This is a genomic window from Oceanicaulis sp. (assembly GCA_040112665.1).
Taxonomy (GTDB): Bacteria; Pseudomonadota; Alphaproteobacteria; order Caulobacterales; family Maricaulaceae; genus Oceanicaulis.
The window spans coordinates 2,957,383-2,969,814 of the sequence record CP157796.1 but is presented as its reverse complement, the minus strand read 5'-3'; the positions used below and the strand labels follow the sequence as shown (position 1 = coordinate 2,969,814).

Sequence of the window (12,432 nt, the reverse complement as noted above, 5' to 3'; positions counted from 1 at the left end):
GCCTATCTCCGCCAGAACCCCGGCGCGAGCATGACCAGCATCACCATGATCTCCAGCCGGCCGGCGAGCATGGTCAGGGTCATGATCCATTTCGCTGCGTCGGGCAGGGGTTGAAAACTGCCCGCCGGGCCGATGATGGGCCCCAGGCCCGGGCCGACATTGGCCACCGTCGTCGCCGCGCCCGAGATCGCCGTGACGGTGTCGAGACCGATGAACGCCAGGAGCGCTGCGGAGACCGCGAAGGTCCCGAAAAACAGGAAGAAAAAGCCCAGCACCGATCGCACCGTCTCGTCGGGCACCACCTGGCCGCGATAGCGGATCGGTTTCACCGCGTGGGGCCGGGCGTACTGGGCGATATAGGCCTTCATCGCGCTGGCCGCGATCTGATAGCGGAAGATCTTCACCGAGCAGGTGGTCGAGCCCGCGCAGCCCCCGATGAACATCAGGATGAAGAAGATCGCCGCCGCGCCTCCGCCCCAGGCCCAGAAATCGGTCGAGGCGTAGCCCGTGCCGGTGAGCACGCTCACCCCGTTCACCGCCGCGATGCGCCAGGCGGGAAGCCCTGAGGCGTCGGTGGTGTTCGTCGCCATGAGCAGGACGGTGAGGCTGGCGGCTGCGACCAGCGCGACGATCAGGAAGGTGCGCGCCTGGGTGTCGAAGAACAGAAGATCGGGCCGGCCCTGCATTGCGCGGATATAGAGCACGAAGGGCAGGCCTGCGAGCAGCATGAAGACGAGCGCGACCAGATCCGCCCCGCCCTGCGCGAACGCGCCGATCGAGGCGTCATGGGTGGAGAACCCGCCCGTCGCCACCGTCGTCATCGCATGGTTGACCGCCTGAAACGGGCTCATGCCGGTGCCGACATAGGCCATGAAACACGCAAAGGTCAGAGCCAGATAGACAAGGCCGACAGCGGCCGCGATCTGGCCCACGCGCGGCAGCGCCTTCTCGCTGGTGTCCGAGCTTTCAAGCCGGAACAGCTGCATGCCGCCGATCCCCAAAAGCGGCCAGATCGCCATCGCGGTGACGATGATCCCGATCCCGCCGATCCATTGCAGGATCGAACGCCAGAGCAGCACGCCCGCGGGCAGGTCCTGAAGTCCCACCAGCACGGTCGCGCCGGTGGTGGTGATCCCCGAGGTCGCCTCGAAGATCGCGTCGGTCCAGCTCAGCCAGGGCAGGGCGAGCTTCAGCGGCACCGCGGAGGCGAGCGCCAGCATCGCCCAGCTTCCGCCCGTGAGGATGATCGCCCCGCGCGCGCTCAGCCGCTTGTCGGTGCCCCGGCCCGACAGCGTCATCACCCCGCCCACGGCCAGGCCCGCCAGCGCCGAGCCGAAAAACGCGTGCGCGGCTTCGGTGTCGTCGTTGAGGTCGGCGATCGCCGGCGCCAGCATCGCTGCGGACAGGGCGGCCATCAGCACGCCCAGGACGAACAGCACGGTGCGCGCGGAGTCGGTCATGCCGGGCGTTTGGGTCGGGCGCTACGGCTTGTCAATGCTGCGTCGCGCCGCCGAAGGGCGTGTCCAGCGCGAAGGCGGGGATGGCGGCGTCGAACCGCACCCCGTCCGCGCGCTCCATCAGATAGGCGCCGGCCATGAAGCCCGAGGGCGTCTGAAGCGGCGCGCCGGAGGTGTAGGAATAGCGCTGCCCCGGCGCGATCAGGGGCTGCTCGCCGACCACGCCGGGGCCGCGCACGATCTCGGTGCGGTTCTTCGCGTCGGTGATCCGCCATTCGCGTTCGAGCAGGCGCACGGGCGCATCCCCGGTATTGGAGATTTCCACCGTATAGGCCCAGACCCAGCGCTGCGCCTCGGGATCGGATTCGTCCTCGAGATAGGCCGGCCGGACCGTAATCACCACGCCGCGTGTTTCTTCGGTATACATGCCCCGGCCCTCCGGCCGCTCGCCAAGGCTTCAGTTCACACCGAAGCGCATCGCCGGGCAAGACGGGGCGGGCGCCCGCGGGCTGGACAGAACCGCCAGCCGGTGCAGTCTCGGACCTGACGCCGATTTCTGCGATTCCCGTCCGCACCGGAGAGACGATGACCGACCAGCCCGGCATCCTGCCCGACCGCGCCCTCGCCGACGCCGCGGAGTCCGGCGTGATCGAGACCGGCCGCGCGCTGGAGCCCGGGCAGATCCAGCCCGCCAGCCTCGATCTGCGGCTCGCCCGGCGGGTCTGGCGGCTGCGCGCGAGCTTTCTGCCGGGCGCCGGGCGGCGGGTCGCCGACCGGCTGGGCGAGGGGCTGGTCATGCACGAGCTCGACCTCGAGGGCGGCGCGGTGCTGGAGACCGGCTGCGTCTATCTCGCCGAGCTCGAGGAGCGCCTGGCTCTGCCGCGCGGGGTCAGCGCTGCGGCCAATCCCAAAAGCTCCACCGGGCGGCTGGACGTCTTCACCCGCGTGATCGGCGACGGCGCGACCGCGTTCGACCAATTGCCCGAAGGATACGCCGGACCGCTCTATGTCGAGATCGCCCCGCGCACCTTTTCGGTGCTCGCCCGGCCCGGCGACCGGGTGGTGCAGGTGCGCCTGCGGCGCGGCGCGCACCGGCCTTCGCGCTCGATCACGCTGTCGGTCGATCTCGACCGCGGCGGTCAGGCGGCGGGCTGGCGCGCCAAGCGGCATGCGCCGCTGGTCGAGCTGTCCAAACCCGGCGCGCACGATCCCTCCGAATACTGGGAGCCGCTGCACGCGCCGGACGGCCGCATCGTGCTCGATCCGGGCGAGTTCTACATCCTGGCGAGCCGCGAAGCGGTGACCGTCCCCATCGAGGAAGCCGCCGAGATGGCGCCCATCGCGCCCGAAATCGGGGAGTTCCGCGCCCATTACGCCGGCTTCTTCGATCCCGGATTCGGCGTGGACGCGGCCGGCGGCGCCGGGTCCCGGGCCGTGCTGGAGGTGAGGGGGCGCGACGTGCCCTTCATCCTCGAACACGGCCAGCCCGTCGCCCGCCTCGTTTACGAACCCATGGCCGGCGCGGTCGACACGCCCTACGGCGTCACCGGCTCGAACTATCAGGCCCAGGGCCTGAAGCTCGCCAAGCACTTCAAGGGCTAGCGCGGCGGCGCGGGGCTATTGCTGCACGCCTTCGAGATCGAAATAGGCGCGAAGCTCCACACCGGCGTCTGCGTAGAGCGGCATCTCGGGCCAGCGTTCGTCGGCATAGGTCTGCCAGCGATCGGCGTAGGCGTCGAAAGACGGCTCGCCGGTGATCGCCGCCAGACGGCTCAGATTTTCGATGTGCAGAAAATGATAAACGTTGAAGTGTCGCCCGCCGATTTCCTTGCGGAAGTTGGTCGGATAAGCGGTGAAGCGCGCCGCCTCCCAGGGGATTTCAAACGCGATTTCGTTGACGCCGGGCGTGACTTCGGCGCGGCCGATCTCCGCCCAGTCCCGATCAACGATCATGCTGGCCAGCGGGTCGTAGTCGCCGATGAGCAGATCCAGGCCGATTTCGCCGGCGTGTTCCGCGAGCACGGTCACCCGGACCACGTTGGGCTCGGGGTATGAGACGTAGTTGAGCACGATGTTCGCGATCGGCGCACGGTATCCGGGCGGTGAGATCACGAAATTCGTCCACCGGTCGTCGCCGGACTCCGCGATCGGCACGATTCCCTCGCCGGGCACGACCACCTCGCCTGAGACCCATGAACCGCCGACCGGCGACATCCTCAGGCGCATGGCCGAAATGCCCGCGAGCTGATAGCGGCTGTTGGCGATCTCGGGCATGTCGAAGAGCGCCAGCATCGCTTTCAGTGCGATCAGGTTGCGCTCGAACAGCGCTCGCGCGGCCTCGGAACCGTGGCGCTCGGCGTATTCGTGGACGATCAGCATCGCCGTCGTCCAGCCGTTCAGAACGAAATTGCCCATCGCAGGATCGGGCCATTCCTCGATCACCGCGCCGCCGCCGGGACGGGGACGCAGCACGCCGCCCTCCTCGGTGGACAGGGCGAGACTGGCGAGCACCTGCTCGGCAGTCGCCAGATGGCGCCGATCGCCCGTGACCTCGTAGAGCTCCGAGAACGCCTGGAGGTACCGCGCCTGGATCAGGCCGGAATAGATCACGTGGTCGGAGACGAGGAGATCCTTGCGCGGCCGATACCAGAAGACCAGAGCGCCCTTGAACAGGTCCATCCGCGCCACTGCGCGCGCGGCGACGAGTTCGGCGGCCTCGAGAAAGCGCGCCTCGCCTGTCTGCCTGTACTGGGTCAGATAATCCCGGATCACATAGGCGCCGTAGGCGGGATGAGGGACCAGCTCGCCGTCGGGATTGCGCACGCCCGGATAGCCGTCGTCCAGCCATTCCAGAGCGTAGAACTCATAGGCCTCCTGCCGGCTTTCCGGCAGCGGCGGCATCGCGGGGGGCTGAGAGGCGAACGCAAGCGCCAGCGACGCGATGAGGGCGGCCTTGATCATTGATCGGCTTTCGCGCGGCTTGCTTGACGGGGGTCATCTCATTTTATCGGAAGCAGGCCAACCCATGGGCTGCGCCCGGAGAGAAAACGCGCGTGGCGTTGTTCGGTTCCTCAAGAGCATGAGCCGAAACCTGGGCGGCTGGCGCCCGTCAGGCCTTACGAGCAGCTCGCCCCGCCCAGAACGCAGAACTGGGCGCAGAATTTGTGATTGAGCTTCACGGGCTTGAGCGAGTCCGCCAGCGTCTGCGCCATCTCGAAACCGTCCGCGTAAGGCAAGAGCGTGCAGCTGAGCACCACGGGGGTGTCCGCGCCCTTGCGGCGGACCACCATGCGCGAGCTCGCGCACATGATCTGATCGGGCCGCTTTCCCAGAATGTCCCAGCAAGCGGTGGTGATCTCGGGCGGATCGCCCGCATCGTCCATCTCGGGGAAGATCACCAGCCGGGCGGGATCGCCGGCGGGAATGTTCGCGCCGATCTCCTCAAACACGGCGGCGAAGCCCGCGCGCGCGGCCGCCTCGCTCTCGCTCCAGATCGCCCGGCCGGCCGCAGCCAGGCGGAAGCCGTGCTGGGCCAGCCAGCGCGTGCCGTCCAGGGTGGCGGCGAAGCTGCCCGTCCCGCGCTCGGCGTCATGGCTCTCGGCGGTGTGGTGATCGATGCTGATGCGCAGGGTCAGCCGATCACCGAACGCCTCCTTCAGCGCCAGAAGCCCCTCCTGCACGCGCGGCCGCATCATCGGCTTCATCGCGTTCGTGAGGATCAGCACCTCATGGCCGCGCTGAAGCGCCATCTCCGCCAGCCGGTTCATCGCCGGGTTCATGAAGGGCTCGCCGCCGGTGAAGCCGATCTCCACCGGGCCGCAGCCCATGGCGTCGATCTCGTCGAGATAGGGCGCGACGTCGGCCTCGGTCAGATAGACCAGCCGGTCGTTCTCCGGGCTGCTTTCGATATAGCAGTTCGCGCACGCGATGTTGCACAGCGTGCCGGTGTTGAACCAGAGCGTCTTCAGCCGGTCGAACGGCACAGAGGCGCGCGCCTCGCCCTTCGCGGTCACGTCCGGATCGGAAAACTTCGCCGACGGGGCGGGCGGGGTCGAGCGGGCGTCGAGAGCCAAGCGGGGCGTCCTTCCTGAAAAAGCGCTGGACCGGAGTCTAAGCCGCCCGCCGCCGCGCTCAAGCCGCCAGCGGTCACGATCGCGGCGCCGGGCGCTTGCCTGCGCACCGCCGCGCGCGGTATCAGATCGCTCCGGCGCCCATGCGGGTATGATGTAATGGTAGCCTGTCAGCTTCCCAAGCTGAACGTGCGGGTTCGATTCCCGCTACCCGCTCCATCGCGCCGCCCCGCTCAATCGTTCTCGCGCCCAGGTGGGCCCAGAAATTCCGCCAGCGTCTGCGCTGTCGCGTCGAGGTCCTTCAGGCCGCATTCCCACACGATCAGCACGTCCCAGCCGAGCGCGCGTAAGCCGGCCTCGGCTTCGGCGTCGCGGGCGGTGTTGCGGGCGATCTTGGCGGACCAGTAGGCCGCGTTCTGTTTGGGTTTTCGCGATCCTCGCGGGCAATCGTGTCCGTGCCAGAAACAGCCATGCACGAAGACCGCCTTCTTCCGGCCGGGGAAGACGATGTCGGGGCTGCCGGGCAGGTCCTTGCGGTGCAGGCGGAAGCGGTAGCCCATGCGGTGGGCGAGCCGGCGCACGGTGAGTTCGGGGCCGGTGTTCTTCTGTCTGACCTTCGCCATCACCGCCGAGCGCTCGGCCGGGCTGAAGACGTCGGCGCCCGGGTGTTTCGGTCTTCGGCTCACTCCGCAGCCAGGGCGGCGCCGTGCTGATGGTCGAGCACGGGCTCGAAGAGATGTGATTTCAGGAACGCCACCACCGGCACGGCCACCCCGTCGCCGGCCAGATGCAGGGCGGCGCGTTCGGAGCCGGGCAGGGCGAAATCGTCGGACAGCCCCATCAGGCGGGCGTATTCGCGCCCCGTCATCGGCCGCGTGCGCACCCGCCGGCCGTTCACCGCGATGACGAACTGTCGCGAGCTTCCCCCGCCGGGGGTTCTGAGACACCCCGCCAGCCCGTCGAAGCGCGCTTCGGCGCGCTGCACCTTCCTTCCCTTTTCCACGCGCATGCGCCGGTAAAGCGCGCCCACAGCCGGGGTTCCCTCGCGCTTGACCACGGCGAGGCGCTTTTTCGTGGCCGGGCTCATCAGGCCGGTGAGCCGGCGGGTCTGCTCGGCGGTGTGCCAGACGGCCTTTTCGGGCGGATCGAGCAGGTGTTCGAGCCGCTCGTTCGGCACGGGCGGGACGGGCAGGGCCCACCATAGCCAGTTTTCCTTCAGCCGGTCGGGCAGGGCGGCGTGGGCCTTGCGCACGGCGCGGGTGTGAAACGGCGACAGGCTTTCGGGCGCCGCGTCGAGCACCAGATCCTCGGGCACGTCGAGGTCTTTTCGAAGCGCGGTGACGAACAGGCGCGGGCGCGACTGGGGCAGGAACCAGCGCGCGTCGATCTCCAGCGCGCCGAAGCGGTAGCCGCCCTGATCGAGCGCCTCGCACAGGGCGGCGAAGTCCGCCCCGCCTGAACAGGTCAGAAGCCCCGGCACGTTCTCGAGCCCGATCAGGCGCGGGGCGCGCCCCTCGGCGTTCAGCTGCTCGATCAGCCGCCAGAAGGCGAAAAAGGTCCCCGAGCGCGCCCCGCCCAGGCCTGAGCGCGGACCGGCCAGCGACAGGTCCTGACAGGGAAAGCTCGCCCAGGCCAGATCGGCCTGGCCGGGCAGGTCGGCCGCGCTGATCGCCGCCACGTCGCCGACATGAAGATGGTCCGCGCCGTGATTGGCGGCGTAAGCCTCGGCCTTGGCCGGGTCGAAATCGTTGGCGAAGTCGCAGCGCCAGCCGGTTCCCAGCCCCGCGCGGGCCATGCCCCCGCCGGCGAAGAACTCGTAGAAGGCGTATCGCGTCTCAGCGCCCATCAGGCCCGCCTCGTTCCGCCGCCCGTTTCCCGCCGGGCTCGGCTCGGTTATGGTGCGGTGTGAAACGAAGGGGGTGCGCTTCATGTCCGCTCGGATGAGACGTGTAACCGGATTCGCCGCGCTGGCCGCCGTCTTGTCGCTGGCCGCGTGCTCGACTGGCGTGGACGGCCTCGACCCGGCCGCCGGCCTCATGGCGGCGGAGACCACAGCGGAGCGCGCGCCGTCGATCCCGATGGAGCCGCCGGGCTATGCGCTGAGTGGGCGGGAGTTCGCGGGTGATCTCGTCTTCTCCGAAGAGGGCGGCCGCCCGGTCGCGCTCTATACGCACGCGGTCGACGGCGCGCCGACGCTGATCGCCGAACTCACCCCTGAGCGCGACTGGCTGTCTGACGGCGTGCGCCGGTTCGAGGGCGTGTCCGATCGCGGGGTGGAGGTGAGCGTGGAGATGGTCTCAGGCCCCTGCGTCGCCGGCGGCCGCACCCACGCCCGGTTCGCCACCGTGCAGGCGGGCCGGCTGACCTATCAGGGCTGCGCGCGGGAGACCGGGCCGGTGATCAGCTGGACCGAAACCCTGCCCGATCACATCGCGGCGGTGAACGCCTGCGCAGCGGACTCCGTGACCGGGGCCATGGCTGCGGTCAGCCTCGCCGGACCGCCGCGCGTGGTTCATGTCCGCGAGGACGGCGCGCCGGTGGTGCGCTTCACCTTCGGCGGCACCGGGCGCTGGGACTGCCGGGCGGGATCGCGGATCTCCTGGCGGGTCGTGCCCGACGCCGCGCCGGCTCTGCCGGGCGAGGGCGCGCCGATCTTCGCGCCGGGCCGCCCGCCGCGCGCCGGGCAGGGCTGCTATCTCTGGGAGCGGATGGTCGACGGCGAAGGCGCGGTCATCGGCGCGATCGGCGAGGATGTCTGCAGCACCGGACCGACCGCCAGCCTCGCGCCCGGCGCGCCCGGCCTCGACTAGATCGCCGCTTCGATCGTCCCTTCGGCGTGCGCGCGACTCGCGCCAGTGTGCCGTCATGATGAAAGCCCTGATCTTCATGACGGCCGCGCTGGTCCTGACGGTGAATCCGACGGAGCGCGCAGCCGCGCAAAGCGTCGAAGACGTTGTGCGCCTGCCCGGCGGCGCGGTCTGGATCGCGCTTCCCGGAGCGCCGGAGCGGGCGGACATTTCGGCGGCGGGCGACGATATCGAGATCAGGCTCCCTGGCTACATGCTGGATCCGGTGCGGATCGAACCGGCTGGACCGGCCGGGTTTTCAGCGCTGGAGGTCGCCTCAGGGCTCGAAGGATCGCGCCTGATTTTCCGCAACGCGTCCGGCATCGCACAGGCCGAACTGCGCGCCGGCGGCGTGCTGCTCAGCCCTGGCGGGATCTATCGGATCGGGGCGCCGGCGTCAGACCTTCAAGGCGCAAGCCCGACACAAGCGCCTGAAACGACATCGGTTTCAGGCGCCTCCGCCTCCGCGCCGCGACCTGGCGCCGAGCCTGAAACCGCCACCGCAGACCCCCCTGAACGCATGACGGAGACGGGGCCGGACACGCGCGCCGACGCTCCTCCGGCGGCACTGCAGCCCGCTGACCGTACGCCCTCGAACGCAGCGACTCCCGCGCCCGCCGAAGCGGCGGTTCCTGCGGCGCCTGAGCCGGTCGCCGCCGGGCCGTGCCCTGACAGCGCACAGGCGCTCGACGACGCGCCCTGGGACCTCGAGCTTCTGACCAATCACGGCGAGTGCCTTGCGGCTGCAGGCGGAAACCGTGACGCAGCCGCGATCTTCGAGCGCGTTCTGGCCTTCGAGCCCGAGCATTTCCGCGCCGCGCTCGCGCTCGCCCGGCTCAAGCAGGCTCAGGGCAGTTACGCCGAGGCGGCGGCCCTGTTCGAGACCGCCGCCGGGTCGGCCATGACCGACGGCGAAGCGCTGGCCGCAAGGGCGGCGGCGCGCCGGGCGCGCGAAAACGAGAACTAAAGCGCCCGGCCTGCGTGACGCAGTCCGAGCGCTTCACCGATTTTGAGGCACGCGCAATTTATCCGAAAACCGGTCCGCACTTTTGGGATTGCGCTCTAGCTCCGCCAGGCCTTGATCTCGTCGGCGAGGAATTCGGCGAAGGCGGCGATCCGGCGCGAACCGCGCAGCTCTTCGGGGTAGAGCATGTAGACCTCGAAGGGCGGACCGGCGGTGTCGGGCAGGACCCGGATCAGCCTGTCGTTTTCCTTCGCCACATAGTCGGGCAGGCCGGCGAGGCCAAGGCCCGCCTCGGCCGCCTTCATCATGCCGTTGATGGTGTTGGCTTCGATGACCGGTTCGCGCGGCGCCTCGCCGGTCTTGCGGCCCAGCGTCAGCGGCCAGTTGAGGTTCGGGATCGGCGCGAGATGGCGCGGGCCGTAGGCGACGAAGTCGTGCCGGTCGAGATCGGCGGCGTCTTCCGGGGCGGCCTTGCGGGCGAGATAGGTCTCGCTGGCGTAGAGATGCTGGTCGACCTGCATCAGCTTTTTCTGGACCACGTCGTTCTGCGTCGCCGGCCAGGGCCGGATCGCCAGATCGGCTTCGAGATTGGCGATGTCGAGCTCGTGATCGACGAGCAGCAGGCGCAGCCGGATCTGCGGGTAGGCGCGGTAAAAGCGCGCCAGCCGCGGCGCCAGCCAGATCGTCCCCAGCGCCGTGGGCGCGGTGACGCGTAACAGGCCTGAGGGCTCGTCGCGAATGTCCAGAAGATGGGCTTCGGCCAGCGCGATCTTGCCCGAAACCTCGGCGGCGGCCTCGAACAGCACCCGGCCGGGCTCGGTCAGTAAAAGCCCGCGCGTATGCCGGTGAAACAGCTTCACGCCCAGCTCGCCTTCGAGCGCGGAGATCTGCCGGCTCACCGCGGACTGGGAGAGGTTCAGAAGCTCCGCCGCACCTGTGAGCGAGCCCGCCTCGGCGGCCGCGTGAAACGTCTTCAGCTTGTCCCAGTCCATCGCTCGTCCGTCATGAAGGCCGCCCCCGGCCGCAGCGCATTATGGAGCGCGCCGGTGTGAATGGCGAGATTAGCGCAGGCGCGCCGCAGCTTCGGGTCAGACCCGCACCGTCATGCCGTCGGCCAGCGAGTTGCGATAGGCGCGCCAGGCGGGAATGACGCCCAGAAGCGCGGCCGCGCCGGTCACCGCCAGCACGATCAGCCCGTCATAGGCGCCCGGGAGAAGTTCGGGCAGCAATATGCCGAACCGGGCCTCCACGATCGGCGCGCCTAGCGCGAGCCCGCCATAGGTCAGCCCTGCGCCGATCACCGCTCCGGCGAAGGCCAGAAGCGCGCTTTCCGCCACCAGCAGCAGGAAGACGTGATGCGGTCTGGCGCCCAGCGCGCGCAGGATCGCCATCTCGCGCCGGCGCTCATTCAGGCTGGTCAGGATCGCGGTCAGGATGGAGACGAGCCCGGTCAGCACCACGAAGGCCGCCACAGCGGCCAGCGTGCGCTCTGCGGCGCCGACAACGCTCCACAGCTGGGCCAGCGCCACCCCGGGCATGACCGCCTGAAGCGGCTCTTCGGGGTAGGTGTTGATCTGGCGCTGCAGGCGCAGGGCGGCGACCGGGGTGTCCAGCCCGACGAAGAAGGCCGTGATCTGTTCGGGCGAGAGGTCGCGCTGGCGCAGCTCCTCGGCGCTGAGGCTGGTGCCCGCGCCTGTCGCGCCTTCAAGATGGATCGCCTCGATCGCTTCCAGGGTCACCATGACCGAGCGGTCGATCGGTGTGCCGGTGGGCGCGAGTATTCCAGTCACGGTGAACGGGTTGGCGTCGTGCTCGATGAAGCTGACCGATCCCATGCCGTGGGCGACGATGATCTCCTCGCCGAGCTCATAACCCAGCGTGCGGGCGACCTCGGCGCCGATCACGGCCTCGAACAGGTCGCCGAAGGGCGCGCCCCGGGTGAAGGTCAGATCGCGGGAGTCGCCGTACTTGTAGTGCTCAAAAAAGCCCTCGGTCGTGCCCACCACCCGGTAGCCGCGATGACTGTCGCCCAGGCTGACCGGGACGGTCCAGGCGACGTTCGGCGCGCCGGCGACCGCCTCGTAGCTCTCCCAGGTGATGTTGTTGGTCGCATCCCCGATATGGAAGACCGAATACAGCAGCAGGTTCACCGGGCTCGACCGCGCGCCGACGATGAGGTCGACCCCGGCGATGGTGTTCTCAAAGCTCGCCCGCGCGCCATGGCGGATCTTCTCAACGCCCAGAAACAGCGTCACCGAGATCGCCACGGTCAGGATCGTCAGAAGCGCGGTGCCCGCCCGGTTGCGGATCGAGCGCAAGGCGAGGCTGAGAACCGGAAACCTCATGCCGGCGCCCTCGCAGAGTCGGCTCTCGCAGTGTTGATCTCGGCGAGGTCCAGCGCGCGGTCGAAATGATCTGCGAGCCCGCCGTCATGGCTGACGAAAACAAGCGCCGCGCCAGAGCTCGCGCACTCGTCCTTGAGAAGGCCGATGAAGGCGTCCCGGCTGTCGGCGTCGAGCGCGCTGGTGGGTTCGTCGGCGAGGATCAGCCCCGGCGCGCCGATGAGCGCTCTGGCCGCGGCCACGCGCTGCTGCTGACCCACGGACAGTTCCGAGGCGCGCTTTGACCAGACCTCTCTGGGGTCGAGCCCGAGCCGCCCCAGCAGCCGCCGGGCCTCGGCCTCGGCCCCGCCGGCGTTCTTCACCGCTGCGGCGCGCTCGGCGGAGAAGCGGCAGGGCAGGGTGACGTTCGCGCCCACAGGCAGGTAGGGCAGCAGGTTGAACATCTGGAAGATCACGCCCAGCCGTGCAGCGCGGAACCGGTCGCGCTTCGGCGCGGCCATGGCGTCCAGCCGCTCGCCGAGAACTTCGACCTCGCCGGTCTGCGGCTCGAGGATTCCGGCGACGAGTCCCAGCAAGGTCGACTTGCCCGACCCGCTGGCGCCTTTCAGAAACACCCGCTCTCCGGCCTCCACGACGAAGGAGGCCACGTCCACCACGATCGGCCCGCCCCGCCGGTAGGCGAAGCGAGCGTTCTCGATACGAAGGGCGAGGTTTTCAGCGCTCATGCGCTACGAAATAGCGGGGACAGGGCGT

At 69.3% G+C, this 12,432-nt stretch carries 12 protein-coding genes and 1 tRNA gene; 4 read left to right on the top strand and 9 right to left on the bottom strand.

Annotated elements, in window-relative coordinates:
* Positions 1–2: 2 nt before the first annotated feature.
* Entirely contained in the window at positions 3–1,460 is a 1,458-nt protein-coding gene (locus ABL308_14615; protein XBQ16171.1) for a TrkH family potassium uptake protein, read from the bottom strand.
* Between the two features lie 31 nt (positions 1,461–1,491).
* Positions 1,492–1,884 carry a Co2+/Mg2+ efflux protein ApaG gene (gene apaG, locus ABL308_14610; protein ID XBQ16170.1) on the bottom strand — a complete coding sequence of 131 codons (393 nt, stop codon included), beginning with the start codon at positions 1,882–1,884 and terminating at the stop codon, positions 1,492–1,494.
* A gap of 158 nt (positions 1,885–2,042) precedes the next feature.
* On the opposite strand from apaG, the gene ABL308_14605 reads away from it, so the two are divergent.
* Positions 2,043–3,059: a 2'-deoxycytidine 5'-triphosphate deaminase gene (locus ABL308_14605; protein XBQ16169.1), complete on the top strand. Its 1,017-nt coding sequence runs from the start codon at positions 2,043–2,045 to the stop codon at positions 3,057–3,059.
* 15 nt (positions 3,060–3,074) lie between these two features.
* On the opposite strand, the gene ABL308_14600 is transcribed toward ABL308_14605, so the two are convergent.
* On the bottom strand, positions 3,075–4,418 hold the full coding sequence (locus tag ABL308_14600) for a D-glucuronyl C5-epimerase family protein (protein ID XBQ16168.1): 1,344 nt from the start codon (positions 4,416–4,418) through the stop codon (positions 3,075–3,077).
* Positions 4,419–4,573: 155 nt separating this feature from the next.
* Complete coding sequence (locus ABL308_14595; GenBank protein XBQ16167.1) at positions 4,574–5,530, bottom strand: radical SAM protein; 957 nt, start codon at positions 5,528–5,530, stop codon at positions 4,574–4,576.
* 142 nt (positions 5,531–5,672) lie between these two features.
* On the opposite strand from ABL308_14595, the gene ABL308_14590 reads away from it, so the two are divergent.
* A tRNA-Gly gene (locus tag ABL308_14590) sits at positions 5,673–5,746 on the top strand.
* 14 nt (positions 5,747–5,760) lie between these two features.
* Here ABL308_14590 and ABL308_14585 read toward each other — a convergent pair.
* Both ABL308_14585 and ABL308_14580 read right to left on the bottom strand, forming a co-directional pair.
* The gene (locus ABL308_14585) at positions 5,761–6,213 is read right to left on the bottom strand and encodes a very short patch repair endonuclease (GenBank protein ID XBQ16166.1); all 453 of its coding nucleotides are present in this window, start codon (positions 6,211–6,213) and stop codon (positions 5,761–5,763) included.
* The gene (locus ABL308_14580; GenBank protein XBQ16165.1) at positions 6,210–7,457 is read right to left on the bottom strand and encodes a DNA cytosine methyltransferase; all 1,248 of its coding nucleotides are present in this window, start codon (positions 7,455–7,457) and stop codon (positions 6,210–6,212) included. Before ABL308_14580 ends, ABL308_14585 begins: the two co-directional genes overlap by 4 nt.
* On the opposite strand from ABL308_14580, the gene ABL308_14575 reads away from it, so the two are divergent.
* Positions 7,456–8,337: a hypothetical protein gene (locus tag ABL308_14575; GenBank protein ID XBQ16164.1), complete on the top strand. Its 882-nt coding sequence runs from the start codon at positions 7,456–7,458 to the stop codon at positions 8,335–8,337. The two genes, ABL308_14580 and ABL308_14575, sit on opposite strands and share 2 nt — an antisense overlap.
* Before the next feature lie 55 nt (positions 8,338–8,392).
* Positions 8,393–9,340, top strand: coding sequence for a tetratricopeptide repeat protein (locus tag ABL308_14570; protein ID XBQ16163.1), 948 nt, complete (start codon positions 8,393–8,395; stop codon positions 9,338–9,340).
* Between the two features lie 95 nt (positions 9,341–9,435).
* Here the strand turns inward: ABL308_14570 and ABL308_14565 are convergent, their stop codons facing one another.
* The 3 genes from ABL308_14565 to ABL308_14555 form a co-directional block, all read right to left on the bottom strand.
* Positions 9,436–10,329 carry a LysR family transcriptional regulator gene (locus ABL308_14565; protein XBQ16162.1) on the bottom strand — a complete coding sequence of 298 codons (894 nt, stop codon included), beginning with the start codon at positions 10,327–10,329 and terminating at the stop codon, positions 9,436–9,438.
* 96 nt (positions 10,330–10,425) lie between these two features.
* Positions 10,426–11,682, bottom strand: coding sequence for an ABC transporter permease (locus ABL308_14560; protein ID XBQ16161.1), 1,257 nt, complete (start codon positions 11,680–11,682; stop codon positions 10,426–10,428).
* A complete protein-coding gene (locus ABL308_14555) occupies positions 11,679–12,404 on the bottom strand; it encodes an ABC transporter ATP-binding protein (GenBank protein XBQ16160.1) in 726 nt (241 codons plus the stop codon). Before ABL308_14555 ends, ABL308_14560 begins: the two co-directional genes overlap by 4 nt.
* Positions 12,405–12,432: the final 28 nt, after the last annotated feature.